The sequence below is a fragment of the Streptomyces sp. NPDC096079 genome (genome assembly GCF_040303145.1).
In the GTDB taxonomy this organism is placed as follows: domain Bacteria; phylum Actinomycetota; class Actinomycetes; order Streptomycetales; family Streptomycetaceae; genus Streptomyces.
This window is the reverse complement of the sequence record NZ_JBEOST010000004.1, coordinates 432,989-459,766: the sequence shown is the minus strand read 5'-3', so window position 1 is coordinate 459,766 and position 26,778 is coordinate 432,989. Positions and strand designations below refer to the sequence as shown.

The window sequence follows — 26,778 nt, the reverse complement described above, 5'->3', positions numbered from 1 at the left end:
CCCGTCGAGCGCATGATGCGCGACGCCAAGATCACCCAGATCTACGAGGGCACCAACCAGGTCCAGCGCATCGTCATGGCCCGCAACCTCCCGTAACCACCCGCCTCTCGAAAGGAGACAGGCCGTGACCCTGAAGATCGCTGTCTGTGTGAAGTACGTCCCCGACGCGACCGGCGACCGCGGTTTCGCCGACGACCTGACGACCGACCGCGAGGCCGTCGACGGGCTCCTCTCGGAGCTCGACGAGTACGCGGTCGAGCAGGCCCTGCGCATCTCGGAGGAGTCCGACGACGCCGAGGTGACCGTCGTGACGGTCGGCCCGGACGACGCCAAGGACGCGCTGCGCAAGGCGCTGTCGATGGGCGCCGACAAGGCCGTCCACGTCAACGACGAGTCCATCCACGGCTCCGACGTCATCGGCACCTCGGCGATCCTGGCCAAGGCCCTGGAGAAGACCGGCTTCGACCTGGTCGTCTGCGGCATGGCCTCGACCGACGGCACGATGGGCGTCCTGCCCGCGCTGCTCGCCGAGCGCCTGAGCCTGCCGCAGGTCACCCTGCTGTCGGAGCTCTCCGTCGAGGACGGTCTCGTGAAGGGCCGCCGTGACGGCGACGCCGCGACCGAGCTCCTGGAGGCCCCGCTGCCGGCCGTCGTCTCGGTCACCGACCAGTCCGGCGAGGCCCGCTACCCCTCCTTCAAGGGGATCATGGCCGCCAAGAAGAAGCCGGTCGAGGAGCTGGACCTGGACGACCTGGACATCGACGCCGACGAGGTCGGTCTCGCCGGGTCCTGGACCCTGGTCGACGCCGTGGCCGCGCGCCCGGCCCGCACCCAGGGCACGATCGTCACGGACGAGGGCGACGGCGGCAAGCAGCTCGCCGCCTTCCTCGCCACCCAGAAGTTCATCTGATCCACCGTCACCCCACCTCAGGAGCAAGGAATCATGGCTGAGATCCTGGTTCTCGTGGACCACGCCGACGGTGCGGTCCGCAAGCCGGCCCTCGAACTGCTGACGCTGGCCCGCCGCATCGGCGAGCCCTCGGCGGTCGTCCTCGGCGCCGGCGAGGCCGCCGCCTCGATCGCCGCCGCGGCCGGCGAGTACGGCGCCGCCACCGTGTACGTCGCGGACGGCGCCGAGTTCACCGAGCAGCTCGTCGTCCCGAAGGTCGACGCGCTCACCCAGCTGGCCAAGGAGAAGGGGGCCGCCGCCGTCCTGGTGACCTCCTCCGGAGAGGGCAAGGAGATCGCGGCCCGCGTCGCGCTCCGTCTCGGGTCCGGTCTGATCACCGACGCGGTCGAGCTGGAGGCCGGCGAGAACGGCCCCGTCGCCACCCAGTCCGTCTTCGCCGCCTCGTACCAGGTGAAGTCGACGGTCTCGCACGGCGTCCCGGTCATCACCGTCAAGCCGAACTCCGCCGCCCCGGAGGCCGCCCCGGCCGCCGGCGCGGTCGAGAACGTCACCGTCGCCTTCACCGGCAACGCCGCCAAGGTCGTCTCGCGCACCCCGCGCGTCTCCACCGGCCGCCCCGAGCTGACCGAGTCCGCGATCGTGGTCTCCGGCGGCCGCGGCGTCGGCGCGGCCGAGGGCTTCGCGGTCGTCGAGAAGCTGGCCGACTCGCTCGGCGCGGCCGTCGGCGCCTCCCGCGCCGCCGTGGACGCCGGCTGGTACCCGCACTCCAACCAGGTCGGCCAGACGGGCAAGCAGGTCTCCCCGCAGCTGTACGTGGCGGCCGGCATCTCCGGCGCCATCCAGCACCGGGCCGGCATGCAGACCTCGAAGACGATCGTCGCGGTCAACAAGGACCCCGAGGCCCCGATCTTCGACCTGGTCGACTACGGCGTGGTCGGCGACCTCTTCGAGGTGCTGCCGCAGCTGACGGACGAGATCGGCGCGCGCTGACCTCGGCGCCCGCCTGAGACGCCGAAGGGGCGGGTGGCACTCTGTGCCACCCGCCCCTTCGGCGTGCCCAAGCTCAGTACCAGCCGTCGAGCGGGACCTCCTCGCACAGCCGGACGACCGGCCTGCGCCCGGAGACGGCCGTGCCGGAGACCTTGACCCGGACCCCGGGGCGCACCGCGTGCGGCGGTCCGTCGACCCGGCAGCGGACCACGAAGCCCTCCGCCATGTGGACCGGCCAGAGGTCGGCGTCGGCGGCCGCGACCCCGCGGCGCACCGAGATCACCCCCTCGCCCTCGCTCAGTTCGGGCGTGAGGTCGGTCGACCCGCAGGTCGGACAGAGCAGGCGCTGGAACGTGGTGGTCTGGCACCAGCGGCAGCGCTGGAAGTACAGCTCGGAGTCGGGGGCCGACTCCTCGGCCTGGACGGCGGTCCCGCTCCTCAGTCCCGTGTGGAACACGATGCCTTCTCCTTGCACTCGGCGGCTCAACCGTGCATGGAGCAAAGATATGGCACTGAGTGCCATCAAATAAAGACCTGAGTTCCCTCAATTCCAGATACTGAGGACCCTGGGGCGGGGCGGTGCGTCCCTCAGCCCTCGCCGAGGCTCGACTCCACCTCGCGCACCACCCGCCACATGGGGGTGGAGCGCTTGGTGATCACCACCACGACGTCCTCGGCCTCCTCGGCCGGCGCGTCCACGACCTGGCCGGTGGCCCAGGTGGAGCGGACGAACTCCAGGGCCCCGTCGACCTCGGCCAGCGGGTCGCCCTCGCCGCCCGAGCGCAGCCAGTGCCGCAGGGCGTGGTTGTGGGCGGCGACCACGGCCGCCGCGACCACGTTGGCGCGCAGGGTGCCGTCCCTGCGGTCGGCCCAGCGGGTGCGCAGGTAGTCGCCGAGGGTCTTCTCGTAGCGCCAGACGACCGACAGCTCGTAGGTGCGCAGTCCGGCCACCTCGCGGGTGAGCCGGTAGCGCTGCACGGAGAAGGTGGGGTTCTCGGCGTACATCCGCATGACGAGCCGGGCGGCGTCGCAGACCCGGACGACCGGGTCGTCGGAGTCGGCGCTCGCGGCGAGGAAGCGGGTCATGTCGGCGAGGCACTGCTCGTGGTCGGGGAAGACCACGTCCTCCTTCGACGGGAAGTACCGGAAGAAGGAGCGCCGGCCGACGCCCGCGAGCGTGACGATGTCGTCGACGGTGGTCTGCTCGTAGCCCCGCTCCAGGAAGAGCTGGAAGGCCGCGGCGATGAGGGAGTCCCGCATCGCGGGCTTCGTGGAGTTCGTCGACGCTGTTCCCATGGCCCGAACCTAACATTCACAGCGCCGCCGCGCGGCACTCGGTGCCGGATACTTCCGACACCGAGTGCTGCAACGGGGGTACGGAGGCTCAGCGGGCGGCCATCCGCAGGGCGCCGTCCATGCGGATCGTCTCGCCGTTGAGGTAGTCGTGCTCGGCGATCATCGTCACGAGCCGGGCGTACTCCTCCGGGCGCGCGAGGCGCTGCGGGAAGGTGACGCTCGCGGCGAGACCGGCCCGGACGTCCTCGCCGAAGCCGGCCATCATCGGGGTGTCGACGATGCCGGGGGCGATCGTGACGACCCGGATGCCGAACTGCGCCAGGTCGCGCGCGGCCGTCACGGTCATGCCGGCGACGCCCGCCTTGGAGGCGGCGTACGCGATCTGGCCGACCTGGCCCTCGAAGGCGGCGATCGAGGCGGTGTTGACGACGAGGCCGCGCTGCCCGTGCTCGTCGGGCTCATGGCGGGCGATGGCCTCGGCGGCGAGCCGCATCACGTTGAAGGTGCCGACCAGGTTGACCTGGAGGACCGTGCGGAACAGGTCGAGGTCGTGCGGTCCCTTGCGGCCCAGGATGCGGGCGGAGGGGGCGATGCCGGCGCAGTTCACGGCGAGCCGCAGCTCGGCGCCGTCGGCGTCGACCGCGGCCAGCGCCTCGCGGACCTGGTCCTCGTCGGTGACGTCCGCGGCGAGCAGCCGGACGCCCTCGGGCAGCTGCCCCGCGGCGGCCACGGCCTTGTCCAGGTCCAGGCCGTAGACGGTGGCGCCGCGCGCGGCGAGCGCGGCGGCGGTGGCGGCGCCGAGGCCGGAGGCGGCGCCGGTGACGAGAGCGGCGGAGCCGGCGATGTCCATGGAACTCCTCGTTCGTGTCGTGCGGGTGCGACCCTGCCGCCGGGATGGCCGCCGGATCGGGCGCGTGCCCGCGGAGGACCGCGCGGTCCGCGCGATCTGCGCCGCCCACCATAGAACCGTGCGCGGCGCCCCCGGAAGCGGAGGCCGCCGCGCGCGCTCCGGGCCGGTTTCCCGGACCTCCGCCGGGGCGGGGCAGGCCCGGGGGGGGCCGGCCCCGCCCCGGGGTTCCGTCAGAAGGGCTTGGTCGGCAGGTACTTGCCGTCCAGGGTGATGACGGCGCGCTCGCCGCCCTCGGGGTCGGCGACCTTCTTCACGTCGAGCCTGAAGTTGATCGCGGAGATGATCCCGTCGCCGAACTGCTCGTGCACGAGCTCCTTGAGCGTGGTGCCGTAGACCTGGAGCATCTCGTAGAACCGGTAGATGGTCGGGTCGGTGGGGACGGCGCCGTCGAGGGAGCCCCGGGTGGGGATCGTGCGCAGCAGCCGCACCGCGTCCTCGTCGAGGTCGAGGAGTCCTGCGACGGCCCGGGCGGCGTCCTCCGGCAGGGCGTGCTGGCCGAGGACGGCGGCGGTGGTGAAGGCGACGGAGAGGCCGGAGACGTCCGCGATCTGCTGCCAGCTCAGGTCCTTGCGGATCTTGGCGTCGACGGCGGCGATCGCGAGGGCGCGGCGGGCGGTGGGGTCGAACTGGGCGTGCACCATGAGAGGTACGTCCTTTCGGGAAGGGTCGTGCGGGTTGCGGGGGGGGATCAGGCGGGGAGTTCCTCGACGGTGCCGTCGGCGATGTCGAAGACCCAGCCGTGCAGCCGTACTTCGCCGGCGGCCAGGGCGCGGGCCACCGAGGGATGGGTGGCCAGGTTCGCCAGCTGCGCGGCGACGTTCTCCCGGACCAGGGCGGCCACGTCGACCGCCCCGCCGGCCGTCGCGCGGGCGACGGAGGCGTCGGCGTGCCGCAGCCAGGCGGCGACGGCGGGCGCGGCGGTCAGGTCGTGGCCCTCGGCGAGCGCGGTCATCGCGCCGCAGGCGGAGTGCCCGCAGACGACGATGTCCCGCACGCCCAGGACGGCGACGGCGTACTCGACACCGGCGGTGACGCCGTCGGTGCCCGGGGTGTGGGCGGGGACGAGGTTGCCGGCGGTGCGGATGACGAAGAGCTCGCCGGGGTCGGTCTGGGTGATGAGTTCGGGTACGACACGGGCGTCCGAGCAGCCGATGAACAGCGTGCCGGGCCGGTGGGCGGTGGCCAGGCGGGCGAAGAGACCCGCCTTGGCAGGGAAGACCTCCCGCTGGAAGCGGGCGATCCCCTCGGCGAAGTGAGGCATGTCCCTACCGTGCACGACCAGGACCTATAGCGTCCAAGACCTGCTGTCGATGTCTGCCATAGATGCGATCTATAGTCGGTCCCATGCAGCCGGAACTCCGCCATCTCCGCTATCTCCTCGCCGTCGCCGAGCACGCCGGCTTCACCCGCGCCGCCGAGGAACTCCGCATCGCGCAGCCGACCCTGTCCCAGCAGATCAAGCAGCTGGAGAAGGCCCTCGGGGCGCAGCTCCTGGACCGCAGCGGCCGCACCGTGCGCCTCACGGACGCCGGGGAGACGTACGCGCACTACGCCCGGCGCGCCCTGCGGGACCTGGCGGCGGGCGAACGGGCGCTGCTCGACGTGCACGACCTGTCGCGGGGCCATCTGCGGCTCGCCGTGACGCCGACGTTCACCGCGTACCTCACCGGCCCCCTGGTCGCCGGTCTCCACACCCGCCATCCGGGCATCGGCGTGGAGGTGCGGGAGCTGCCGCAGGACCGCATCGAGGCCGAACTGCTCGCCGACCGGCTTGACCTCGGCATCGCCTTCCACGGCGGGCACCTGCCGGGCGTCGAGGCGACGGAGCTGTTCACGGAGACCCTCGGCCTCGTGGTGGGACCCGGCCACCCCTTCGCGGGCCGCACGGAGCCGGTCCGGGCCGAGGAGCTGAACGGCAGTCGGCTGGCCCTGCTCGACCGGGACTTCGCGACCCGGCTGCACGTCGACGCCTACGTCGCCGAGCACCGCCTCGCGCCGGCGATCGCGGTGGAGGCCGACTCCGTGACCGCGCTCACCGAGATCGTCCGGCGCACCACGCTGGCCACCGTCCTGCCCGACGCCGTCACCCGGGACCACCCGTGGCTGAGTCCGGTGCCGCTCTCCCCCGCGCTGCCCGCCCGTGCGGTCGCCCTGCTGCGCCGCGCGGCCGGCTACCGGAGCGCGGCGGCCGGGGCCTTCACGGACCTGGCGGTCTCATGGGGCGAGGAGGGACGGGGTCAGCCGATCGGATGACCCCCGGGTCCACCGTTGCGGCAAACGGTCGCAGCCGGGACGACGACGGGCGGCGGCGGAGTGCGCGCCCAGGATGGAGAGCAGAGCGGGCCACGGCTTCCCGGCGGCCCCCGCGGTTCCCCGAGTCCACTGGAGCAGATCCCATGAAGCACGTGAAGAAGGCCCCCTCGCGCACCCGTGTCGTGACCGGTGGCGCGATCGTCGCCGCCCTCGCCCTCGGCGGCTTCGGGGCCTACTCCGCGAGCGCCACCGGCGAGGACACGGCGGCCGCGCCGGCCGCCGCCGTCGCCAAGGCCGACGCCAAGAACAAGAACACGACGCGCTCCACGCACCTGACGATCGAGGCCGCGACGAAGGCCGCGCAGGCGACGCTGGACGCCGCCGAGAAGGAGAACCAGCGGGTGTCCGTCGCGGTCGTCGACCGCAACGGCAACACCCTCGTCACCCTGCGCGGCGACGGCGCGGGCCCGCAGTCCTACGAGTCGGCCGAGAAGAAGGCGTACACCGCCGTCTCCTGGAACGCCCCGACCTCCGTCCTCGCGGGCCGCCTGGCCGACGCGCCGACCCTGAAGGACATCCCCGGCACCCTCTTCCTCGCCGGCGGCGCCCCCGTCACCGCCAAGGGCGCCCCCATCGCGGGCATCGGCGTCGCGGGTGCCCCGTCGGGCGACCTGGACGAGAAGTTCGCCCAGGCCGGCGTCGCCTCGCTCGGCAAGTAACCGGCGCCGCAGGCGCCCGCGTACGAGGAAACCGCCATGAACGCGCTGGACCACACCCTTCTGGCGGCCGCCGCGCACGGTGACACCGTCGCCGTCCGCGCGGCCCTCGACGCGGGCGCACGCGTCGACGCCCGCGACCGGCACCGCCGCACCCCGCTGCTGCGGGCCGCGCTGCGCGACCACGTCCCCGCCGCGCGCGTGCTGCTCGCGGCGGGCGCCGACCCGAACGCCCGGGACGACCGCGCGGACACCCCGTGGCTGGTCACCGGCGTCACGGGCGGCGTCGCCATGATGCGGGCCCTGCTCCCGTCGGGCCCCGACCTGCGGCTGACCAACCGCTACGGCGGGACCGCCCTCATCCCCGCCGCCGAACGCGGCCACGTGCCGTACGTCCGCGCCGTGCTCCGCGAGACGGCGATCGACGTCGACCACGTCAACCGGCTCGGCTGGACCGCGCTCCTGGAGGCCGTGATCCTCGGCTCGGGCGCCCGCGCCCACCAGGACGTCGTCGCCCTGCTCCTCGCGGCGGGCGCCGACCCCGAACTCCCCGACCCGCACGGCCGCACGGCCCTCCACCACGCCGAACGCCACGGCCTCACGGAGATCGCGGCACTGCTCAGGGGAGCCGGGTCACGCGGGGGGCTGCGCGGCGCCGCCTGAAGCCACCACGGAGTGCCGCCCGGCGGGCGCTGCCGAAACCTTGACGGCGACCGCGTGGCGTAGTGCCATGTATGCGGGGGGTGGTGGGCAATGAGCGACGCCGAACGCGACACCGAGGACCGGGACGATGTTCCTCCGCGGCGCCTGAGTCCCACGGATCTGCCGGGCACCGTCTGGACCGTGCTGCTCGCGCTGATCGTGTTGGGGCTGTTCCTCTACGGCCTCACGCACGACGGAGGCGGCGGCGGGCACTCCGACGGGTACACCCCCGGTTGGCACTGAGCCGGCCGGCGCGAGCCGAGCGCGTGACATCCGTCGCATCAGCCGGCGCAGGCGGCGGCACGGCCGCTCTGGGGCGGCCTTCCCCGGCTCCGCCTCGGCGACGTGGCGGGGCCCACGTCGGTTCCGTGCCTGCTTTGTCAGACGTGGGCCCTAGCCTTGACGTCATGTCCGCTGCACACAGAGAGACCCCGAGTCCCGCCGCCCTGAACAACGCCATCCGCACCCTGTGGGCCCGCGCCGGCGAGCAGCGACGCCCGCTGACGTCCGACGAGCAGCGGATCTACCAGGTGCTCGTGGCGGCGTGGACCGAGGCGACGCAGGCCGGGCAGGGGCTGGCGGCCTGAGCCACGGCCACCGGCCGCTCGTCGCGGCGGGCGCGGTGGCCGCCGTACGGCGGGGCCGGGACGCGGCGGGTCCCTGCGAGAGCGCGGCTACCGCGCGAGCCCGCGGCTGATCACGAGCCGCTGGATCTGGTTCGTGCCCTCGAAGATCTGCATGATCTTGGCCTCCCGCATGTAGCGCTCGACCGGGAAGTCGCGGGTGTACCCGTAGCCGCCGAAGACCTGCACGGCGTCCGTGGTGACCTTCATGGCCGTGTCCGTGGCGATGAGCTTGGCCGCGCTGGCCTGCCGGCTGAACGGGCGGCCGAGGTCGCGTCGGCGGGCCGCGTCCAGGTAGGTGGCGCGGGCCGCGTCGACGGCGGCGGCCATGTCGGCGAGGAGGAAGCCGAGGCCCTGGTGGTCGACGATCCTGCGGCCGAAGGTGGTGCGCTCGTTGGCGTACGCCACGGCGGCGTCCAGGGCGGCCTGGGCCAGGCCCGTGGCGCAGGCGGCGATGCCGAGGCGGCCGCTGTCGAGGGCGCTGAAGGCGATCTGGAGGCCCTGGCCCTCGTCCCCGACGAGCCGGTCCTCCTCGATGAGGGCGCCGTCCCAGTACGCGGCCGTCGTCGGCACGGCCTGGAGGCCCATCTTGCGCTCGGGCGCCCCGAAGCTCAGGCCCTCGGTGGCGCCGGGGGCGAGGAAGCAGGAGATGCCGTGGCTGCCGGGGGCGGTGCGGGCGAAGAGGGCGTAGAAGTCGGCCCGGCCTCCGTGGGTGATCCACGCCTTGGTGCCGGTGACCTTGTAGCCGGTGCCGTCGTCCTGGCGCTCGGCCTTGCAGGTGAGTGCGGCGGCGTCGGAGCCGGCTTGCGGCTCGGAGAGGCTGTAGCCGCCGATGGTGCGGCCCTCCAGCATCGCGGGCAGCCACCGCTCCTTCTGCTCCGCGGTGCCGAAGGTGTGCAGCGGGTGGCAGGCGAGGGTGTGGACGCTGGTGGCGACGGCGACGGCGGCCCAGCGGGCGGCCAGCTCCTCCAGGACCTGGAGGTAGACCTCGTAGGGCTGGCCTCCGCCGCCGTACTCCTCGGGGTACGGGAGGCCGAGGAGGCCCGCCTCGCCGAGGGTCGTGAAGAGGCCCTCCGGATAGGTCTCGGCGGCCTCGTGCTCGTCCACCCGGGGCGACAGCTCCTTGTCGGCGATCTCCCGGGTGAGGGCGATGAGGTCCGCTGCCTCGGGGGTGGGAAGCAGGCGGTCGACATCCATGGCGACTCCAGCGGCGCGCAAAGTGGTACTGGGGGGGGTACTGCAGTACCGGTTAGCGTAGCGCAGAAGGGTGCCGCCGCAACCCCCCGGAACACCGGCCTGGAATACTGGCGGGGTGATCGAGACCTCCGCCGCCGACGCCCCCCAGCTGACGGGCCGCGGAGCGGCGCGCCGCTCCGCCCTCTTCGAGGAGCTCGTCGCGCTCCTCGTCGGCGAGGGTTTCGCCCGGCTCACCCTCGACGACCTCGCCGCGCGGCTGCGCTGCTCGAAGCGGACCCTGTACGGCCTGGCCGGCAGCAAGGAGCAGCTGGTCCGGGCGGCGGTCGTGCACTTCTTCCGGCGCGCCACGGCACGGGTCGAGGCGGTCCTGGACGCCGCGACGGATCCGGCCGAGCGGCTCGCCGCCTATCTGCGGGCGGTCTCGGCGGAGCTGGCGCCCGTCTCGCCGCAGTTCTTCGACGACGTGGCGGCCTTCGAGCCGGCGGCGGAGGTCTACGAGCGCAACACGCGCGCGGCGGCCGGCCGGGTGCAGCAGCTCATCGAGGAGGGCGTGCGGGCCGGGGTGTTCCGCGAGGTCCACGTGACCTTCGCGGCGGACGTCATCTCCTCGGTGATGGTCCGCATCCAGCGGCGCCAGGTGGCCGCGGCGACGGGCCTCGCCGACGCCGAGGCGTACGAGCAGCTGGCCGAGCTGCTGCTGAGCGGCCTCCGCAGGGCCTGAGACACCGCGGGCTCCCGCGCGGGGTTCCCCTCGTCCCGCGTTCAGGAGGTGAAGGCGCCGACGGCCTGGACCCGGCTTATTTCAGGACGTGAGTTAAACCTCAAAAGAAGGGCGCGGTCGCCGTGCCCGCAGAGGTATGTTGCGGTGAGGACTATTTCACCCAGGGGGCCCAAGTGACCATGCGGAACGGCCGCACCGTGCGCGACCTGCGACGCGAGAACCGCACCGCCGTCCTCCAGCGCCTGTACTTCGACGGCCCCATGAGCCGCTTCTCGCTGGGCCCCGCCACCGGACTGAGCTCCGGCTCCGTCAGCAACGTGGTCGCGGAGCTCGTGGCGGAGGGCCTGGTGGAGGAGGCGGGGAGCGTCGACTCGGCCGGCGGACGCCCCCGCACGCTGCTGCGGATCACCCCCGGCAGCGGCTGCATGATCGGCGTGGACGTCGGCGAGACCCGGGTCAGGATCGAGCTGTTCGACCTCACCCTCACCGAACTCGCCCGCACCGAGCGCCCCCTGGCGGTCGACGGCGCGGACCCGCACGCACGGTACGAGGTCGGGGTCGTCGTCGACCACGTCCGCGCGGGCATCGCGGAGGTGCTGCGCCTCGCCGACGTCCCCGCCGGGCAGCTGCTCGGCGTCGGCGTCGGCGTGCCCGGCATCGTCGAGCGCGACCCCGAGGACGGCGCCGTCGTGCACGGCCAGACCATCGGCTGGGACGCCGTGCCGCTGGAGCGGCTGCTCCGCGCGAGCGTGGACCTCCCGGCCTCGGTGCCGTACTGGATCGACAACGGCGCCAAGACCCTCGGCCAGGCCGAGATGTGGTTCGGCGCGGGCCGGGGTGCGCGCAGCGCCGTGGTCGTGCTCTTCGGCTCGGGCGTCGGCGCGTGCGTGGTGACGGACCCGATGGGGCCCGGACGCGCCCTCGAATGGGGCCATCTGACGGTCCGGGTCAGGGGACGCCGCTGCCGCTGCGGCGCGCAGGGCTGTCTGGAGGCGTACGCGGGAGCCGAGGCGCTCCTGGACCGCTGGCGCGAGGCCGGTGGGGAGCCGCCGACGGGCACGGACGAGGAGACGGCCCTCACCGCGATGCTCGCGGCGGCGTACCCCACGGACCCCGCGGCGGTGCCCGACGCGCGGGCGCTTGCCGTCCTGGAGGAGACCGCCGAGTACCTGGGCGCCGGCTTCTCCGACCTCATCAACCTCTTCCAGCCCGAGCGCATCCTCGTCGGCGGCTGGGCGGGCCTCCAGCTCGGAGCCCGCTTCCTGGAGACGGTGAAGGGGTACGCGACGGAGTACGCGCTGCGCTACCCGGCGGCCCGGGTCGGCATCGGCCTGGGCACCCTGGGCCCCGACGCGGTCACGGTCGGGGCGGCGATCCTGCCGCTCGCGGACTTCTTCGCCCGGGGCGGACGCCGGGCCGAGACGGAGACCGTGGAGGAGCAGCCGGCGTGGACGTCGACCGTACGGGACCGCGAGGCGCACTGACCGTACGGCCGGCATCGGAGCGCGGCCGCGAGGGTCCGGGGAGCGGGGGTTACGCGACGGAGCCTATGCGTCCGGCCGGTGCGCGCGGGCCGTCGTGGTGGATCGGGGTGTGGGCGCCGGTGAGGGAGAGGCCGCTGCCGCCGCGGCGGTTGGCGACGATCTCCGCGCCGATCGAGAGGGCCGTCTCCTCGGGGGTGCGCGCGCCGAGGTCGAGGCCGATCGGCGAGCGCAGGCGGGCCAGTTCGAGCTCGGTGACGCCGACCTCGCGGAGGCGCTTGTTGCGGTCCTCGTGGGTGCGCCGGGAGCCCATCGCGCCGACGTAGGCGACGGGGAGCCGCAGGGCGACCTGGAGGAGCGGCACGTCGAACTTGGCGTCGTGCGTGAGGACGCAGAGCACGGTCCGGCCGTCGACCTCGGTCGACGCCAGGTAGCGGTGGGGCCAGTCGACGACGATCTCGTCGGCCTCGGGGAACCGGACCTTCGTCGCGAAGACCGGCCGGGCGTCGCAGACGGTGACGTGGTAGCCGAGGAACTTGCCGACGCGGACGAGGGCGGAGGCGAAGTCGATGGCGCCGAAGACGATCATGCGGGGGGCGGGGACGGAGGACTCGACGAGCAGGGTCAGCGGCTGTCCGCAGCGGCTGCCGTCCTCGCCGATCTCCACGGTGCCGGTGCGGCCCGCGTCGAGCATGGCGCGCGCCTCGCCGGCCGCGGTGCGGTCCAGCTCGGGGTGGCCGCCGAGCTTCCCCTCGTACGAGCCGTCGGGGCGGACGAGGAGGGCCTGGCCCATCAGCTCGTCCGGGCCGCCGACGATCCGGGTCAGGGCTGCCGCCTCCCCCGTGGCGGCGGCCGAGAGCGCGGCGGGGTAGACCCCGCCGCGGACCGGGGTGACGAGGATGTCGATGATGCCGCCGCAGGTCAGACCGACCGCGAAGGCGTCCTCGTCGCTGTAGCCGAAGCGCTCGACGACGGGCTTGCCGTCCTCCAGCGCCTGGACGCACAGGTCGTAGACCGCCCCCTCCACACAACCGCCGGAGACCGATCCGATCGCCGTGCCCTCGCTGTCGACGGCGAGTGCGGCTCCCGGCTGCCGGGGCGCGCTGCCGCCGACCGCCACCACGGTGGCGACGGCGAACGTGCGTCCCTGCTCGACCCACCGGTGAAGCTCTTCGGCGATGTCCAGCATGTCGGTCTCCTTGGGTGTGTACGGAGGTGGCGGCCGGGCGTCAGCTGACGCCGAGCCACCCCTCGATCGGGTGGAGGGCGAAGAACACGATGAAGATCGCGGTCAGCGCCCACATGAACGCTCCGACCTCGCGGGCCTTGCCCTGCGCCACCTTGATGACGGTGAAGGCGATGACGCCGGCCGCGACGCCCGGGGTGATGCTGTAGGTGAACGGCATCAGCACGACGGTCAGGAAGACCGGGATGGCGACGGAGCTGTCGCCCCAGTTCACGTGCTTGGCGTTCATCATCATCATCGCGCCGATGACGACAAGGGCGGCGGAGCCGACCTCACGGGGGACGATCTGGGTGATCGGGGTGAAGAAGATCGCGGCCGCGAAGAACAGGCCGGTGATGACCGAGGAGAAGCCGGTGCGGGCACCCTCGCCGACGCCGGTGGCGGACTCGACGAACACGGTCTGGCCGGAGGCACCGGAGACGCCGCCGATCGCGCCGCCCGCGCCGTCGATGAACAGCGCCTTGGACAGGCCGGGCATCCGGCCCTTGTCGTCGGCGAGGTTGGCCTCGGTGCCGACGCCGATGATGGTGGCCATGGCGTCGAAGAAGCCGGCGAGGACCAGGGTGAAGACGATGACGCCGACGGTGATGTAGCCGACGTCGCCCCAGCCGCCGAAGGAGACGTCGCCGAAGAGCGAGAAGTCCGGGCTGGAGACCGCGCTGCCCTTGAGCTCGGGGGCGCCGTTGGCCCAGGAGCCCGGGCCCTTGGCCGGGATGTCGGCGACGGCGTTGACGATCAGGGAGATGACGGTGCCGGCGACGATGCCGATGAGGATCGCGCCCGGGATCTTGCGGGCCTGGAGGGCGAAGATCGCGAGCAGGGTGACCGCGAAGATCAGGACGGGCCAGCCGACGAGCTCGCCGCCGGCGCCCATGGTGACGGGCGGGCCGAACTGCGGACCGGCGCCGACGAAGCCGGCCTTGTTGAAGCCGATCAGCGCGATGAACAGGCCGATGCCGATGGTGATGCCGTGCTTGAGCGGCAGCGGGATCGCGTTCATGATCATCTCACGGAGGCCGGTGACCACCAGGAGGCAGATCACGACACCGTAGACGACGCACATGCCCATGGCCTGCGGCCATGTCATCTGGGGCACGACCTGGGTCGCGAGCACACCGGAGACGCTGAGCCCCGCCGCGAGGACGAGCGGGACCTTGCCGACGAAGCCCATCAGCAGGGTGGTCACCGCCGCCGCGAAGGCGGTCGCCGTGATGACGGCGGAGGTGGCGAGGACGTGCTTGTCGACGTCCGGACCACCGAGGAGGATCGGGTTGAGCAGGAGAATGTACGCCATCGCCATGAAGGTGGTGATGCCGCCGCGGATCTCCGTCGCGACGGTGGATCCTCTCTCCGAGATGTGAAAGTACCGGTCGAGCCAAGAGCGCCCGGCGGGGGTGCGCGAGCCGGAGCCCGCGTCCTCAGCGGCGGTCTTGGGCTCCACAGACGACTGGGTCATGGGGCCTACTCCCAAGGTTCAAAGGGGCACCCGCATCAGACTTCTGAGCTCTGACGTAAAAGCTGCGGGATTTGGGATATTTCGTTGGCTGCACGACCCGGGGGACGGCCCGAGACGAACGGGGTACTGCAGTGATGCGGGTACTGCCGTGACGCGGGTACTGCGGTGGTGCGGGGTACTGCCGTGGGGGGATGCTCCGGGCGGTGCGGGCGGGGGAAGTGTGACGTTCCTGGGAGGCACGCACCGCCCGGAGAGTCCTAGAGGGTGCCGGTGAGCGCCTCGGGGCGGACCGGCGTCTTGTTGAGCTCCAGGCCCGTCGCCGCCCGGATCGCCGCGAGGACGGCCGGGGTGGACGACAGGGTCGGGGCCTCGCCGATGCCCCGGACGCCGTACGGCGCGTTGGGGTCGGCCAGCTCGAGGTAGTCGACCGGGATGGTCGGCGTGTCGAGGATCGTGGGGATCAGGTAGTCCGTGAAGGAGGGGTTGCGCACCTTCGCGGTCTTCGGGTCGACGATGATCTCCTCCATCACCGCGACGCCCAGGCCCTGGGTGGTGCCACCCTGGATCTGGCCGACCACGGAGAGCGGGTTGACCGCCTTGCCGACGTCCTGCGCGCAGGCCAGCTCGATCACCTTCACGAGGCCGAGCTCGGTGTCCACCTCCACCACCGCGCGGTGCGCGGCGAAGGCGTACTGGACGTGGCCGTCGCCCTGGCCGGTGACGAGGTCGAAGGCCTGGGTCGGACGGTGCCGCCACTCCTCCTCGACCTCCACGGCCTGGTCCTCCAGGACGTCCGCGATGGTGGCGAGGGCCTCGCCGCCGTCGGTGACGACCTTGCCGCCCTCCAGGAGGAGTTCGGCGTTGGCCCAGGCCGGGTGGTACGAGCCGAACTTGCGCCGGCCGATCTCCAGGACCTTCTCGCGGACGATCTCGCAGGAGTTCTTGATGGCGCCGCCGGTCATGTACGTCTGGCGGCCCGCGGAGGTCGAACCGGCCGAGCCCACCTGCGTGTCCGCGGGGTGGATGGTGACCTGCTGGACACCCAGCTCGGTGCGGGCGATCTGCGCGTGGATCGTGACGCCGCCCTGGCCGACCTCCGCCATGGCGGTGTGGACCGTGGCGACGGCCTCGCCGTTGATGACCTCGATGCGGATCTTGGCGGTCGAGTAGTCGTCGAAGCCCTCGGAGAAGCCGACGTTCTTGATGCCGACGGCGTAGCCGACGCCCCGCACGACGCCCTCGCCGTGCGAGGTGTTGGACAGGCCGCCCGGCAGCGCGCGGACGTCCGCGCCCTCGCCGGCGGTCTCCCACTGGCGCTCCGGCGGGAGCGGGCGGGCCTTGACCCGGCGCAGGAGCTCGGCGACCGGGGCCGGCGAGTCCACGACCTGGCCGGTCGGCATGATCGTGCCCTGCTCCATGGCGTTGAGCTGGCGCAGCTCCACGGGGTCCATGCCCAGCTTGGCCGCGAGCTTGTCCATCTGCGCCTCGTAGGCGAAGCAGGCCTGGACCGCGCCGAAGCCGCGCATGGCGCCGCAGGGCGGGTTGTTGGTGTAGAGGCCGATCGCCTCGATCTCGACGTCCTCGATGACGTACGGGCCGACCGAGAGGGAGGAGGCGTTGCCGACGACCGAGGCCGTGGACGAGGCGTACGCGCCGCCGTCCAGCACGATCTTGCACTTCATGTGCGTGAGCTTGCCGTCCTTGGTGGCGCCGTGCTCGTAGTAGAGCTTCGCCGGGTGCCGGTGGACGTGTCCGAAGAAGGACTCGAACCGGTTGTAGACCATCTTGACCGGCTTGCCGGTGCGCAGCGCGAGGACGGAGGCGAGGATCTGCATGGAGATGTCCTCGCGGCCGCCGAAGGCGCCGCCGACACCGGCCATGGTCATCCGGACCTTCTCCTCGGGCAGGCCGAGGCAGGGCGCGATCTGCTTGAGGTCCGAGTGCAGCCACTGGGTGGCGACGTAGAGGTCGACGCCGCCGTCCTCGGAGGGCACGGCGAGGCCGGACTCGGGGCCGAGGAAGGCCTGGTCCTGCATGCCGAAGGTGTACTCGCCCGTGACGATGACGTCGGCGCGCTTGGCGGCCTCGTCGGCGTTGCCGCGGATGATCGGCTGGCGGTGCACGATGTTCGGGTGCGGGACGTGGCCGGAGTGGTGGTCGTCGCGGTTCTCGTGGACCAGGATCGCGTCCGGGGCGAGGGCGGAGGCCTCGTCCGTGATGAGCGGGAGCTCCCGGTACTCGATCTTGATCTTCGCGGCGGCGCGGCGGGCGGTCTCCGGGTGGTCGGCACCCACGAGGGCGACCGGCTCACCGTGGTGACGGACCTTGCCGTAGGCGAGGACCGGGGTGTCCTGGAACTCCATGCCGTAGTTCTTCGCGGCGGGCAGGTCCTCGTGGGTCAGGACGGCGTAGACGCCGTCCATCGCGAGGGCCTCGGAGATGTCGATGGACACGATCTCGGCGTGCGCGACGGTGGAGCGCAGGATCTGGCCCCACAGCATGTCCTCGTGCCACATGTCCGAGGAGTACGCGAACTCGCCGGTGACCTTGAGGGTGCCGTCCGGGCGGAGCGTGGACTCGCCGATGCCGCCCTTGACGTGGTTCTGGGTGACGTCGGTGGGCGTACCCACCGGCAGTGTGTTCTGAGCCATCGTCAGACCGCCTCTCCCTGACGCTCCTGGCGAGCGGCCGCGAGGCGGACCGCGTCGAGGATCTTCTCGTAACCGGTGCAGCGGCAGAGGTTGCCGGAGAGCGCCTCGCGGATGTCCGCGTCCGTCGGGGACGGGTTGCGCTCCAGCATCTCGTCGGCCGCGACGAGCAGGCCGGGGGTGCAGAAGCCGCACTGGACGGCTCCGGCGTCGATGAACGCCTGCTGGATCGGCGAGAGTTCGATGCCCTCACCGGTCTGCGAGTCCTGGGGCTTGGCCTCCCACTTCCTGGCGGCGTCCACCGAGGTGCCGCCGCAGGCGCCGGTGGCGCAACCGCTGTGGGCCTCGCGCTCCTTGGCGAACTCCGCCAGGCCCTCGACCGTGACGACCTCGCGGCCCTCGACCTGGCCGGCGGCGACGAGGCACGAGCAGACCGGCACGCCGTCGAGACGGACGGTGCAGGAACCGCACTCGCCCTGCTCGCACGCGTTCTTGGAGCCGGGCAGACCCAGGCGCTCACGCAGAACGTAGAGGAGGGACTCGCCCTCCCAGACGTCGTCGGCTTCCTGCGGACGACCGTTGACCGTGAAATTGACGCGCATGGTTATGCAGCTCCCTCAAGCGTGCGGCCGGCGCCGCGGTACTGCTCCCAGGTCCAGCCGAGCTGGCGGCGAGCCATGATGCCGACGGCGTGGCGCCGGTACTTGGCGGTGCCGCGGACGTCGTCGATCGGGTTGGCGGCGGCCGAGCAGAGGTCGGCGAACTGCTTCGCGATCGAAGGGGTGATGATCTTGCCGTTGTCCCAGAAGCCGCCCTCCTCCAGGGCCGCGTTCAGGAAGGCCTCGGCCTCCTTGGCGCGGATCGGGGTCGGCGCGGCGGAACCGATGCCGGTGCGCACGGTCCGGGTCTCCGGGTGCAGGGCCAGGCCGAAGGCGCAGACGGCGATGACCATCGCGTTGCGGGTGCCGACCTTGGAGTACTGCTGGGGGCCGTCCGCCTTCTTGACGTGGACGGTCTTGATGAGCTCGTCGGGCGCGAGCGCGTTGCGCTTCACGCCGGTGTAGAACTCGTCGATCGGAATGAGGCGACTGCCGCGCACCGACTCGACCTCGACCTCGGCGCCCGCGGCGAGCAGGGCCGGGTGGGCGTCACCGGCGGGCGAGGCCGTGCCGAGGTTGCCACCGACGCCGCCGCGGTTGCGGATCTGCGGGGAGGCGACCGTGTGCGAGGCCAGCGCCAGACCCGGGAGTTCCGCGCGGAGGTTCTCCATGATCTGCGTGTACGGGACGGAGGCGCCGAGGCGGACGTCCTCCTCGCCGACCTCCCACTCGCGCAGCAGCTCGATACGGTTCAGGTCCAGGAGGTACTCGGGGCGCCGGTGGTCGAAGTTGATCTCGACCATGACGTCGGTACCACCGGCGATGGGCACGGCCGTGGGGTGCTCGGCCTTGGCGGCGAGCGCCTCCTCCCAGCTGGCGGGGCGAAGGAAGTCCATGGTGGCTCTCTTCTAGTGATTCTGGTGATCGGGGGTCGAGCTAGTGGGTCCGGGGGGACGGCCGGCCCTCGACATCGTGTTCATGTGCTGTTCACGCGGTGTGTGGCCTAGTACACAAGCCACGATCGCCCGGGTGCAGTCACCGAAAACATGAAGGAGTTGGCTGGTGCCCTTGGTCGTCTTGTAGATTCGAACGAAAGGCGGGGAACAGTAACCTCGCCGTTTTCCCCTGGAAACGGTGGCACCACCCCACCGTCGACAACGCGACACCCACCCACACCGAACGAAGGAACGGCGGCGACACGATGCGGCTGCGCGCACTGCTGGAGAACGACGCGCTCGGGCTGCGCCTGCTCGGCGGCGAGGACGAGCTGGACCGGACCGTCCGAGGCGTGATGACGACGGACCTCAAGGACCCCAGCCGGTACCTCTCCGGCGGCGAGCTGGTGCTGACCGGCCTCGCCTGGCGGACGGACCCGGCCGACGCCGAGCCCTTCGTCCGGATCCTGGCCTCGGCCGGCGTGGCCGCCCTGGCGGCGGGCGAGGCCGAGCTGGGCGACATCCCCGACGATCTCGTACAGGCGTGTTTGCGCCATCGGCTTCCGCTCTTCGCTGTGAACGAGTCCGTTGCGTTCGCGACGATCACCGAGCACGTTGTTCGACAGGTCTCCGGCGAGCGGGCCGGCGACCTGGCGGCCGTCGTCGACCGGCACAGGCGGCTCATGACCTCCGGACCGGCGGGCGGCGGACCCGAGGTCGTCCTCGACCTCCTCGGCTCCGACCTCGACCTCCGGGCCTGGGTCCTCTCCCCCACCGGGCGCCAGATCGCGGGTGCGGGCGAGCCCCTGGACGCCGGGCTCGCCGCCACCCTGGCCGGCGAGCACCTGGCCGCCACCCGCACCGGCCGGCGCGGCCCGCACCGGCTGAGCGTCGCCGGGGCCACGTACTCGCTCTTCCCGATCCGCAACACCGGCCGGGGCGCCGCGCCCGCCGCCCGGGACGTGCGCGAGACGGTCCTGTCGGACTGGCTGCTCGCCGTCGACGCCGACGCCGGGGACTGGCCGGCCGCCCGCCTGGACCTGCTCCAGGGCGTCACGCAGCTGATCGCCGTCGAGCGGGACCGGCGCGACGCGGCCCGCACGGTACGGCGCCGGCTCGCCCAGGAGGTCCTGGAGCTGGTCCAGACGGGCGCCGCGCCCGCCGAGATCGCGGCCCGGCTGCGCGTCGCCGCCCCGGTGCTGCTGCCCGGGCTCGGCACGGCCCCGCACTGGCAGGTGGTCGTCGCCCGGGTGGAGTGGGACCAGGAGGCCGGTCAGGCCCCCGTGGACAGCGGTCCGGTCGCGCAGGCCCTCCTGGAGGAGGTCCTCGTCGACCCGGCGACCGTCGGCGCCGAGTCGGCCGACCGGATCGCGGTCGCGCACAGCGGCGACGAGGCGATCGCCCTGGTCCCGCTGGCGGCGGGCCCGCTGCCGGAGAGCGAGGACGACGGCCCGGCCCCCGCCCTGGGCCTCCACGCGGACGCGCTGCTGGCCTCCGTACGGGCTCCGCTCTCCTCGGGCCTCGCCGACGACGGCCGCCTCACGCTGGGCGTCAGCGCGGCCGTGCACTCGGCGGAGGGCCTGCGCGGGGCCCTGGAGGAGGCCCGGCACGCCCGCCGGGTGGCCGCCGCCCGTCCGGGCCGGGTCTGCGCCGCGGGGCACCACGAGCTGGCCTCGCACGTGCTGCTGCTGCCCTTCGTCCCGGACGACGTCCGGCGCGCCTTCACGGCCCGGCTGCTCGACCCGCTGCGCGACTACGACCGGCGTCACCGGGCGGAGCTCATCCCGACCCTGGAAGCCTTCCTGGACTGCGACGGCTCCTGGACGCGCTGCGCGACCCGCCTGCACCTGCACGTGAACACGCTGCGCTACCGGGTGGGCCGGATCGAGCAGCTCACCGGACGCGACCTCTCCCGCCTGGAGGACAAGCTCGACTTCTTCCTGGCGCTGCGGATGAGCTGATCCGGAAGGGCCGGTTCGAACGCTTCGAGACCCTGACGGTTCACTCCTTCGGGCGAGTCCGGAGGAGTGGCGTCGGGGCCTTCCGCGCCCCCTCCGCGGCGGGGCCCGGGAATCGGGTCCGGCGCTGTTCACCCGCTTGATCACGGGCCGATCGGCGCTCCCGCGGCCCGTCGCGCGGGATCGCGGCGGGACTCCCCGCCCCGGCGCGAGTTTGTGAAATTTTTCACCCGACCCCTTGGCCGGGTGCTCCCGTTCATGCTGAGATGCCGTCCTACTCAACAGCTCGATGGCGCGCTCGGGGAGGGCAATGTGGCGGATACCGCCATGTCTGGTTCCGAATCAAGGGGTGGCGAAGATCCGCCCCTCGCCTACGGCAAGGAGACACCCGTGGAGACCGCCATATGGCGTCTCCGCTCCCGAGGTTGCTGGACGGACGCGGCCGCGCTGCTCGCGCCGCACGCGACCGAACCGGCGGCCGCACTCGAACGGGCGGCGCTGCTCATCGAGCGCTGCCTCTACACCGAGAAGGGCTGGGCCGACGCCGAGGAGGCGCTCCGGGCGGCCGAGGCGGTGGCCGGCACCGACGAGGAACGCGGGGCCGCGGCCTGCGAACGCGGCTATCTCGCCTACGCCTCCACCCTGTTGGGGGTGCGCGACCGGGCCGACGAGGCCCGGATGGCGCTGGGCCGGGCGGCGGCGCTGATCGCCCCCTCCGCGGCCGGCCGGCCGCTCCTGGACTTCCGGCGCGGGCTCATCGCGCAGAACCTCGGCGACTCCCCGCAGGCGGCCCGCGCCGCGTACCGCAGGGCGCACGCGGGGGCCACCGCGCAGGGGGACTCGCTGCTGCTCTCCTTCACCTGGCGGCACCTCGCCGGACTGGCCCTGCGCGAGGGCGAGTTGGCGGAGGCGCGGCACGGTTTCGCGGAGTCCCTGCGGATCCGCGAGGAGCTGGGCTACCTGGTCGGCACGGCGCCGGCGCTCACGGCCCTGGCGACCACGGAGACCGAGCCGGAGGCGGGCCGTCTGCGCGCCGAGGCGAGACGCCTGTTCCAGCTGCTCGGCGGGGTCCCGACCTGGCTGTCGTCCCAGCTGACACCGCGGGCGGCGACCTGAACCCGCTGCCGCACAGCCCTTGGTGATGCCTCGTCACCTCTCCTTCGGTGCGAGGCACACCAGGCTCTCGTCGGTGCCGACGAGGAGTGAGCCGGCGCCGGTGACCGCGACCGCGCGCACCGGGGGCCCCGGGCGGAAGGAGAGCGTGGGGCCGCCCTCCGGCCGGTGGAGCTCGACGAGGCCGTCGGCCCAGGCCGCGGCGACCAGCGGTCCGTGCGGGGTCTCCGTCGCGTGCAGGGAGACCACCGGCGAGGGGCGCTCGGCCAGGGGCTCGGGCCGGGCGTCGCGGCCGGGCGTCCACAGGTGGACGCTCCCGTCGGCGCCGCCGGAGCAGACGAACGGCGTCTCGGACTCGACCGCCGCGACGGCCGTGACCCGGCCGCTGTGCGAGGCCGACTGGTACAGGCCGGTCAGACCGAAGGCGTGGACCGAGCCGAGCCGGTCCCCCACCACCACCGAGCCGGCGATCGCCGCGAGGGCCGTGCCCGGGTGACGGGCCAGGGTCGCCGAGACCGCCTCGGTGAGCCGCTCCAGATACGGGGGCCGGGGCGCCGTTCCCCGCACGGCGTGCAGCCGGCCCCGGTCGTCCAGGAGCAGCACCGTGCCGTCGGGGGCGGGCGCGAGCGCGGTGATCCGGCCGGGCACGGTGTGCGCGAGGCGCCCGGCGGGGCTCGCGTCGGCCTCGTGGAGGAGTCGTACGGTGCCGGTGGGGTCGCCGACGAGGAGGGTGCCCTCCAGGGGGCCGCCCGCCGCGCCGAGCACGGTGACGGGGCCCGGCCAGGGCGGGTTGAGGTCGCCGCGGTGCCGGGCCCACCGGACCCGCCAGGGCGCGCCGTCCGCGAGCGCGGCGAGGGCCGGCCGCAGCCGGGGGTCGGCGCCGTCGCCGAGCGCGGCGAGGAGGACCAACGCCCGCTCGGACGGGGCCTGTTCGCGGCAGAGCGACTGTCCGGCGCGCATCCAGGCGGTCCTCAGTCCGCCGTGCTCGTCCGCGGTGCCCTCGCCGGGCCGGGCGGACGGCTCGGGCCCGTCGAGGGTGCCCGGCACTCCGGCGAGCGCGGCGCCGGTGACGTACGCCGTGGTGACGAGCAGCGGGTCGGCCGCGCAGACGGCCGACGGGTCGGAGAGGTCCGGCAGCGGCGGGGCCGGCTGCGCGGCGTCGCCGTCGGCGGTCTCGGGCTCGCCGTCGAGGTCGACGACGGTGACCCGGTCCTCGGTGCGCAGGACGGCCGGGGCGGGAGTGCCGCTCCGGGCCTCGACCACGAGCCGGATCCTGCCGACGCCGGCCAGCTCCGCGATGAGGCGGGTGAGGGCGGCGGGTTCGGCGGCGGCGTGGAGGTCCGTGAGGAGGAGGACGACCCGGCCGGAGGGCCGCGCCTCGCTGGTGGCGAGGGCATGGACGAGGTCGCCCGGCGTCCGGGCCACGACGCCGAGGCGGTCGGCGATCGTCCAGGCCGCGCCGAGGGCGCTCTGCCCGGCGAGCGGGACGAGGACCCGGGCCGAGCGGCGGCGGGAGCGGTTGGAGCGCGGGCCGTGGGCGGCGAGCCAGCCGAGGAGCCCCGTCTTGCCGCTGCCGGGGGCACCGGTGACGAGGCAGAGCCGTGGCGCCTCGGGATCGGTGAGCCAGCCGAGCAGCGCGGCGGCCTCGGCTTCCGTGCCGTCCCATGCCGGGGACGGGGTCGCGGACGGCATGGGTACACCTCACGGGCGACGCGGTGCGAACGGCTGACGCCTTCGACCTTAGTCGCCCGGGGCGCTCAGGAACCCGATCCGGCGAAGTGCTCTCGCGGCAGGGCCCCGACGGGCGCTGCCCGCACCGGTCCGGCGAAGGGCCCGGCGGCGGGCGCTCAGGCGTCCGAGCCGGTGAAGTGCTCCCGTACCAGCGCCTGGACGACCGTCAGGTCCTGGGCGACCAGGGCGTCGAGGAGGGCCGTGTGCTCGGCGGCGTCGGCGACGAGGACGCCGTGGCGCAGGGCGGGGGCGCTGATCAGGGGCCACTGCGAGCGGCGGTGGAGGTCGTCGGCGACGGCGAGCAGTTGCTCGTTCCCCGCGAGGGAGAGGACGGCCCGGTGGAACGCCCGGTCGGCCTCGGCGTAGTGGGCGCGGTCGCCCCGCGCGGCCGCGGTCGCGGTGGCCTCGGCGAGCGGCCGCAGCTCGGCCCAGCGGGCGGCGGGGACCGTGCGGGCGAGGCGCAGCATGACGGGGACCTCGATGAGCGCGCGGACCTCGGCGAGCTCGGCGAGCTCGCGGGGCGTGCGCTCGGTGACGCGGAAGCCGCGGTTCGGCACGACCTCGACGGCCCCCTCGACGGCGAGGCGCTGCATGGCCTCGCGGACGGGGGTGGCGGAGACGCCGAAGCGGTCGGCGAGCGCGGGGGCCGAGTACACCTCGCCGGGGCGCAGCTCGCCGCCGACCAGGGCGCTGCGGAGGGCTTCGAGGATCTGACCGCGGACGGAGTGCCGGCGCACGGTGCGGGGGCCGGGGGCGGCCGGTTCGCCGTGGGTGTGCTCGCCGCGGGCCTGTTCGGGCACCCGTACGGATCCGGTGTACGGCCCGCGGAGGGGTTCCGCGGCGTCGCCTGGGGGCGGGGACGGTCTCTCCGTCGCCCGCTCGCGCGCTGCGCCCTGCTCCACCCGGGTCCTCCTGCGGCCTCGTGCCGGGCCCGGCTCGCGTCGCCCGGGTCCTCTGTGCACCATAGGCGAACGGACCGACATCCGGGGCATACGGGCTGCCGCGCAGGTGGGAGGGGTCCTCCGGTGGTGAGAGGCGACCCCGAATCGGGTAAGGTAAGGCTAACCTGCCAACGCTCGCGATTCGGTGGTCCGCATGACCGTCCCCGCCCTGCTGCCCACGCCCCTCACCTCGCCCGTCGCGGCCTCCTACGCCCGGCTCGCCGAGGTCTTCCCCGGCCTGCGCATAGAGGAAGCCGTCCCGGGCGAGCGGCTGCCGAGCGGCGCGGGCTGGGTCGGCGCCGAGGACCTCGCGGCCGGCGGCCCCCACCTCGACGCCTTCCTGGCCTGGGACGACGCGCAGGTGCTGCGGGACTACGGCGCCCGGGCCCGCCCCGACGTCGTCGCGAGCTTCGGGCTGCACCGGTACGCCTGGCCCGCCTGCCTCCTCGTCACCGTCCCGTGGTTCCTGGACCGCCGGGTGCCCCGGCTGCCCGCCGGGAACGTGGCCTTCCAGCGCGCGCTGGGCCGCATGACGGTCCGGGTGGAGGAGTTCGCCTGTCTGCCCGGCGACCCCGCGGCGGCGCTGCCGGGCGCCCGGGTCGTCGACGGTGAGGAGGCCCTGCGCGCCGAGGTGCGCGCCTCGCTCGCCGAGCACTTCGAGGCGATCCTCGACGGCTTCGGGTCCCGGATGCGGCGCGGCCGCCGGGCGCTGTGGGGGATGGCCACGGACGAGATCGTCGAGGGCCTCTGGTACGTCGCGGCCCTGCTCGGCGAGGAGCCGCGCGCGATGGGCGAGCTCGAACTCCTCCTGCCGGGCACCCCGAAGCCGTACAAGCCGTACGCGGGCGGGGCCGGTTTCCGTGAACTCGCGGGCTCCGAGGGGGCGGACGGCGCTCCGCGCGCCACCCGCGACCGGGCCACCTGCTGCTTCTTCTACACCCTGCGCCCCGAGGACACCTGCCTCACCTGCCCGCGCACCTGCGACGCCGAGCGCGTCCGCCGGCTGGCCGCGACGGCCTGACCGATTACGCCACCCGTACGGGTGGCGCCGTTCGAACTCAATCCTGTTCCCCTGCACGGGCGTTCGACCAGATCGCACCTATTCGCATGCCCCGCGACCCCGATGGCGTGCTCTTGCCCGGAAACCCCTTGAGCGCCCCACGGGGTCGGCCAGTATGGGCCGCCAAACGCCCTACTGCGATGCAAGGGACACCGCATGAGACTGACCGACATATCGCTGGACTGGCTGCTTCCGGGCGGCGTGATGGTGGCCGGGGTCCTGACGGCGGTGGCGGTGCTCGCGCGCGGGAAGCGCGCCGGTGACCAGGCCGCGGCCGACGACTCCTGGGAACGCAGCGAGGAGCGTCGCAGACGCAAGGAGGCCGTCTACGGATTCGCCTCGTACGGGCTGCTCTTCCTCTGCGCGGCCGTCGCGGCGGCGCTCTCCTTCCACGGCCTCGTCGGCTTCGGCCGGCAGAACCTGAACCTCGCCGGGGGCTGGGAGTACCTCGTCCCCTTCGGCCTCGACGGCGCCGCCATGTTCTGCTCGGTGCTCGCCGTCCGCGAGGCCAGCCACGGCGACGCGGCCCTCGGCTCGCGCCTGCTCGTCTGGCTGTTCGCGGGCGCGGCGGCCTGGTTCAACTGGGTGCACGCGCCGCGCGGCATGGGCCACGACGGGGCCCCGCACTTCTTCGCGGGCATGTCGCTCTCGGCGGCGGTCCTCTTCGACCGGGCGCTGAAGCAGACCCGGAGGGCGGCGCTGCGCGAGCAGGGCCTGGTGCCCCGCCCGTTGCCGCAGATCCGCATCGTGCGGTGGCTGAGGGCGCCCCGGGAGACCTTCGCGGCCTGGTCGCTGATGCTCCTTGAGGGCGTACGGACGCTGGACGAAGCGGTCGACGAGGTGCGCGAGGACCGGCGGGAGAAGGAGCAGAACCGGCTCCGCCGGCGGGACCAGGTCAAGCTGGACCGGGCGAGACTCAAGGCGATCAACCGTCAGCACCGCGCCTTCGGGCTCGGCCGCGGCGGTGGACGCCAGGTCGAGATGGCCGCGCTGGGCGCCTCGCCCGGTGCGGGACCCGGTCCGGGTACGGGTGGCGGTTCGGGCTCCGCGCCGACGGCCGTGCAGGCCGCCGTCGCGGAGCCCGCCATAGCGGACCCCGGACAACTGCCGCTTCGACCCCGGCCCTCCCTGCAGGCCGTGCGGGGCGATGAGCCCCGCCCCGGCGACTCCCGGACGGTGGACCTCACCGCCGAGGACGACACCCAGGCGCTGCCCCGCCTCGACTCCCTGGAGCGCAAGCTCAAGGACCTGGAGCAGCAGTTCGGCTGAGAACGGGAAGACGAGACCGATCG

At 73.5% G+C, this 26,778-nt stretch carries 27 protein-coding genes; 14 read left to right on the top strand and 13 right to left on the bottom strand.

The genetic code is table 11. From position 1 onward, the window contains the following. From ABTY59_RS12420 to ABTY59_RS12410, 3 genes are all read left to right on the top strand, one after another. A partial coding sequence (locus tag ABTY59_RS12420) for an acyl-CoA dehydrogenase family protein (RefSeq protein WP_157849844.1) occupies nt 1–96 on the top strand: 96 nt, incomplete at its 5' end. Between the two features lie 28 nt (nt 97–124). Further along, nucleotides 125–910 carry an electron transfer flavoprotein subunit beta/FixA family protein gene (locus ABTY59_RS12415; protein ID WP_352018863.1) on the top strand — a complete coding sequence of 262 codons (786 nt, stop codon included), beginning with the start codon at nt 125–127 and terminating at the stop codon, nt 908–910. A gap of 33 nt (nt 911–943) precedes the next feature. After that, nucleotides 944–1,900: an electron transfer flavoprotein subunit alpha/FixB family protein gene (locus ABTY59_RS12410; protein WP_352018862.1), complete on the top strand. Its 957-nt coding sequence runs from the start codon at nt 944–946 to the stop codon at nt 1,898–1,900. Nucleotides 1,901–1,973: 73 nt separating this feature from the next. On the opposite strand, the gene ABTY59_RS12405 is transcribed toward ABTY59_RS12410, so the two are convergent. The 5 genes from ABTY59_RS12405 to ABTY59_RS12385 form a co-directional block, all read right to left on the bottom strand. Further along, nucleotides 1,974–2,357 (bottom strand): zinc ribbon domain-containing protein, encoded by a 384-nt coding sequence (locus tag ABTY59_RS12405; protein ID WP_352018861.1) that lies wholly within the window; start codon nt 2,355–2,357, stop codon nt 1,974–1,976. Between the two features lie 131 nt (nt 2,358–2,488). Continuing rightward, a complete protein-coding gene (locus tag ABTY59_RS12400) occupies nt 2,489–3,196 on the bottom strand; it encodes a TetR family transcriptional regulator (protein ID WP_352018860.1) in 708 nt (235 codons plus the stop codon). 88 nt (nt 3,197–3,284) lie between these two features. After that, a complete protein-coding gene (locus tag ABTY59_RS12395; protein WP_352018859.1) occupies nt 3,285–4,046 on the bottom strand; it encodes an SDR family NAD(P)-dependent oxidoreductase in 762 nt (253 codons plus the stop codon). Nucleotides 4,047–4,276: 230 nt separating this feature from the next. Continuing rightward, nucleotides 4,277–4,747, bottom strand: coding sequence for a cyanase (gene cynS, locus ABTY59_RS12390; RefSeq protein ID WP_352018858.1), 471 nt, complete (start codon nt 4,745–4,747; stop codon nt 4,277–4,279). Nucleotides 4,748–4,794: 47 nt separating this feature from the next. Beyond that, on the bottom strand, nt 4,795–5,367 hold the full coding sequence (locus ABTY59_RS12385; protein WP_352018857.1) for a carbonic anhydrase: 573 nt from the start codon (nt 5,365–5,367) through the stop codon (nt 4,795–4,797). A gap of 83 nt (nt 5,368–5,450) precedes the next feature. Here ABTY59_RS12385 and cynR point away from each other — a divergent pair, with 83 nt between their 5' ends. The 5 genes from cynR to ABTY59_RS12360 all read left to right on the top strand — a co-directional run bounded on the left by cynR (nt 5,451) and on the right by ABTY59_RS12360 (nt 8,364). Continuing rightward, complete coding sequence (gene cynR / locus ABTY59_RS12380) at nt 5,451–6,359, top strand: transcriptional regulator CynR (RefSeq protein ID WP_352018856.1); 909 nt, start codon at nt 5,451–5,453, stop codon at nt 6,357–6,359. 152 nt (nt 6,360–6,511) lie between these two features. Next, entirely contained in the window at nt 6,512–7,078 is a 567-nt protein-coding gene (locus ABTY59_RS12375; protein ID WP_352018878.1) for a GlcG/HbpS family heme-binding protein, read from the top strand. A gap of 36 nt (nt 7,079–7,114) precedes the next feature. Further along, complete coding sequence (locus ABTY59_RS12370; RefSeq protein WP_352018855.1) at nt 7,115–7,738, top strand: ankyrin repeat domain-containing protein; 624 nt, start codon at nt 7,115–7,117, stop codon at nt 7,736–7,738. 90 nt (nt 7,739–7,828) lie between these two features. Then, the gene (locus ABTY59_RS12365; RefSeq protein WP_352018854.1) at nt 7,829–8,020 is read left to right on the top strand and encodes a hypothetical protein; all 192 of its coding nucleotides are present in this window, start codon (nt 7,829–7,831) and stop codon (nt 8,018–8,020) included. A 164-nt stretch (nt 8,021–8,184) separates the two neighbouring features. Continuing rightward, a complete protein-coding gene (locus ABTY59_RS12360; RefSeq protein WP_352018853.1) occupies nt 8,185–8,364 on the top strand; it encodes a hypothetical protein in 180 nt (59 codons plus the stop codon). 87 nt (nt 8,365–8,451) lie between these two features. On the opposite strand, the gene ABTY59_RS12355 is transcribed toward ABTY59_RS12360, so the two are convergent. Further along, nucleotides 8,452–9,597 (bottom strand): acyl-CoA dehydrogenase family protein, encoded by a 1,146-nt coding sequence (locus tag ABTY59_RS12355; RefSeq protein ID WP_352018852.1) that lies wholly within the window; start codon nt 9,595–9,597, stop codon nt 8,452–8,454. A 115-nt stretch (nt 9,598–9,712) separates the two neighbouring features. Here ABTY59_RS12355 and ABTY59_RS12350 point away from each other — a divergent pair, with 115 nt between their 5' ends. Further along, a complete protein-coding gene (locus ABTY59_RS12350) occupies nt 9,713–10,318 on the top strand; it encodes a TetR/AcrR family transcriptional regulator (protein ID WP_352018851.1) in 606 nt (201 codons plus the stop codon). A 173-nt stretch (nt 10,319–10,491) separates the two neighbouring features. Then, nucleotides 10,492–11,802 carry an ROK family transcriptional regulator gene (locus ABTY59_RS12345; protein ID WP_352018850.1) on the top strand — a complete coding sequence of 437 codons (1,311 nt, stop codon included), beginning with the start codon at nt 10,492–10,494 and terminating at the stop codon, nt 11,800–11,802. 49 nt (nt 11,803–11,851) lie between these two features. Here ABTY59_RS12345 and ABTY59_RS12340 read toward each other — a convergent pair whose 3' ends face one another. The 5 genes from ABTY59_RS12340 to ABTY59_RS12320 all read right to left on the bottom strand — a co-directional run bounded on the left by ABTY59_RS12340 (nt 11,852) and on the right by ABTY59_RS12320 (nt 18,644). Beyond that, the gene (locus tag ABTY59_RS12340; protein ID WP_352018849.1) at nt 11,852–12,988 is read right to left on the bottom strand and encodes an XdhC family protein; all 1,137 of its coding nucleotides are present in this window, start codon (nt 12,986–12,988) and stop codon (nt 11,852–11,854) included. Between the two features lie 40 nt (nt 12,989–13,028). Continuing rightward, nucleotides 13,029–14,501 (bottom strand): NCS2 family permease, encoded by a 1,473-nt coding sequence (locus ABTY59_RS12335; RefSeq protein ID WP_352018848.1) that lies wholly within the window; start codon nt 14,499–14,501, stop codon nt 13,029–13,031. Between the two features lie 257 nt (nt 14,502–14,758). After that, nucleotides 14,759–17,152 (bottom strand): xanthine dehydrogenase family protein molybdopterin-binding subunit, encoded by a 2,394-nt coding sequence (locus ABTY59_RS12330; protein WP_352018847.1) that lies wholly within the window; start codon nt 17,150–17,152, stop codon nt 14,759–14,761. A 2-nt stretch (nt 17,153–17,154) separates the two neighbouring features. Next, complete coding sequence (locus tag ABTY59_RS12325) at nt 17,155–17,751, bottom strand: (2Fe-2S)-binding protein (RefSeq protein ID WP_352018846.1); 597 nt, start codon at nt 17,749–17,751, stop codon at nt 17,155–17,157. 2 nt (nt 17,752–17,753) lie between these two features. Beyond that, nucleotides 17,754–18,644 carry an FAD binding domain-containing protein gene (locus tag ABTY59_RS12320; protein WP_352018845.1) on the bottom strand — a complete coding sequence of 297 codons (891 nt, stop codon included), beginning with the start codon at nt 18,642–18,644 and terminating at the stop codon, nt 17,754–17,756. A 305-nt stretch (nt 18,645–18,949) separates the two neighbouring features. Between ABTY59_RS12320 and ABTY59_RS12315 the strand changes: the two genes are divergently transcribed. Both ABTY59_RS12315 and ABTY59_RS12310 read left to right on the top strand, forming a co-directional pair. Then, nucleotides 18,950–20,644 (top strand): PucR family transcriptional regulator, encoded by a 1,695-nt coding sequence (locus ABTY59_RS12315; protein ID WP_352018844.1) that lies wholly within the window; start codon nt 18,950–18,952, stop codon nt 20,642–20,644. Nucleotides 20,645–20,968: 324 nt separating this feature from the next. After that, nucleotides 20,969–21,757 carry a hypothetical protein gene (locus tag ABTY59_RS12310; protein WP_352018843.1) on the top strand — a complete coding sequence of 263 codons (789 nt, stop codon included), beginning with the start codon at nt 20,969–20,971 and terminating at the stop codon, nt 21,755–21,757. Nucleotides 21,758–21,790: 33 nt separating this feature from the next. Here the strand turns inward: ABTY59_RS12310 and ABTY59_RS12305 are convergent, their stop codons facing one another. Continuing rightward, nucleotides 21,791–23,446 carry a WD40 repeat domain-containing protein gene (locus ABTY59_RS12305; RefSeq protein WP_352018842.1) on the bottom strand — a complete coding sequence of 552 codons (1,656 nt, stop codon included), beginning with the start codon at nt 23,444–23,446 and terminating at the stop codon, nt 21,791–21,793. Between the two features lie 155 nt (nt 23,447–23,601). Beyond that, a complete protein-coding gene (locus ABTY59_RS12300) occupies nt 23,602–24,387 on the bottom strand; it encodes a GntR family transcriptional regulator (RefSeq protein ID WP_352018841.1) in 786 nt (261 codons plus the stop codon). 193 nt (nt 24,388–24,580) lie between these two features. Between ABTY59_RS12300 and ABTY59_RS12295 the strand changes: the two genes are divergently transcribed. Further along, nucleotides 24,581–25,447 (top strand): (2Fe-2S)-binding protein, encoded by an 867-nt coding sequence (locus tag ABTY59_RS12295; protein WP_352018840.1) that lies wholly within the window; start codon nt 24,581–24,583, stop codon nt 25,445–25,447. 195 nt (nt 25,448–25,642) lie between these two features. Next, on the top strand, nt 25,643–26,755 hold the full coding sequence (locus ABTY59_RS12290; protein WP_352018839.1) for a DUF2637 domain-containing protein: 1,113 nt from the start codon (nt 25,643–25,645) through the stop codon (nt 26,753–26,755). The last annotated feature ends 23 nt before the right edge of the window (nt 26,756–26,778 follow it).

Excerpts from the sequence above, each read along its gene's own strand:
- ABTY59_RS12410 (WP_352018862.1), top strand. The coding sequence starts at position 944 with ATGGCTGAGATCCTGGTTCTCGTGGACCACGCCGACGGTGCGGTCCGC.
- ABTY59_RS12400 (WP_352018860.1), bottom strand. The coding sequence starts at position 3,196 with ATGGGAACAGCGTCGACGAACTCCACGAAGCCCGCGATGCGGGACTCC.
- ABTY59_RS12395 (WP_352018859.1), bottom strand. The coding sequence starts at position 4,046 with ATGGACATCGCCGGCTCCGCCGCTCTCGTCACCGGCGCCGCCTCCGGC.
- cynS (WP_352018858.1), bottom strand. The coding sequence starts at position 4,747 with ATGGTGCACGCCCAGTTCGACCCCACCGCCCGCCGCGCCCTCGCGATC.
- ABTY59_RS12385 (WP_352018857.1), bottom strand. The coding sequence starts at position 5,367 with ATGCCTCACTTCGCCGAGGGGATCGCCCGCTTCCAGCGGGAGGTCTTC.
- cynR (WP_352018856.1), top strand. The coding sequence starts at position 5,451 with ATGCAGCCGGAACTCCGCCATCTCCGCTATCTCCTCGCCGTCGCCGAG.
- ABTY59_RS12370 (WP_352018855.1), top strand. The coding sequence starts at position 7,115 with ATGAACGCGCTGGACCACACCCTTCTGGCGGCCGCCGCGCACGGTGAC.
- ABTY59_RS12365 (WP_352018854.1), top strand. The coding sequence starts at position 7,829 with ATGAGCGACGCCGAACGCGACACCGAGGACCGGGACGATGTTCCTCCG.
- ABTY59_RS12360 (WP_352018853.1), top strand. The coding sequence starts at position 8,185 with ATGTCCGCTGCACACAGAGAGACCCCGAGTCCCGCCGCCCTGAACAAC.
- ABTY59_RS12355 (WP_352018852.1), bottom strand. The coding sequence starts at position 9,597 with ATGGATGTCGACCGCCTGCTTCCCACCCCCGAGGCAGCGGACCTCATC.
- ABTY59_RS12340 (WP_352018849.1), bottom strand. The coding sequence starts at position 12,988 with ATGCTGGACATCGCCGAAGAGCTTCACCGGTGGGTCGAGCAGGGACGC.
- ABTY59_RS12335 (WP_352018848.1), bottom strand. The coding sequence starts at position 14,501 with ATGACCCAGTCGTCTGTGGAGCCCAAGACCGCCGCTGAGGACGCGGGC.
- ABTY59_RS12330 (WP_352018847.1), bottom strand. The coding sequence starts at position 17,152 with ATGGCTCAGAACACACTGCCGGTGGGTACGCCCACCGACGTCACCCAG.
- ABTY59_RS12325 (WP_352018846.1), bottom strand. The coding sequence starts at position 17,751 with ATGCGCGTCAATTTCACGGTCAACGGTCGTCCGCAGGAAGCCGACGAC.
- ABTY59_RS12320 (WP_352018845.1), bottom strand. The coding sequence starts at position 18,644 with ATGGACTTCCTTCGCCCCGCCAGCTGGGAGGAGGCGCTCGCCGCCAAG.
- ABTY59_RS12315 (WP_352018844.1), top strand. The coding sequence starts at position 18,950 with ATGCGGCTGCGCGCACTGCTGGAGAACGACGCGCTCGGGCTGCGCCTG.
- ABTY59_RS12310 (WP_352018843.1), top strand. The coding sequence starts at position 20,969 with ATGTCTGGTTCCGAATCAAGGGGTGGCGAAGATCCGCCCCTCGCCTAC.
- ABTY59_RS12305 (WP_352018842.1), bottom strand. The coding sequence starts at position 23,446 with ATGCCGTCCGCGACCCCGTCCCCGGCATGGGACGGCACGGAAGCCGAG.
- ABTY59_RS12295 (WP_352018840.1), top strand. The coding sequence starts at position 24,581 with ATGACCGTCCCCGCCCTGCTGCCCACGCCCCTCACCTCGCCCGTCGCG.
- ABTY59_RS12290 (WP_352018839.1), top strand. The coding sequence starts at position 25,643 with ATGAGACTGACCGACATATCGCTGGACTGGCTGCTTCCGGGCGGCGTG.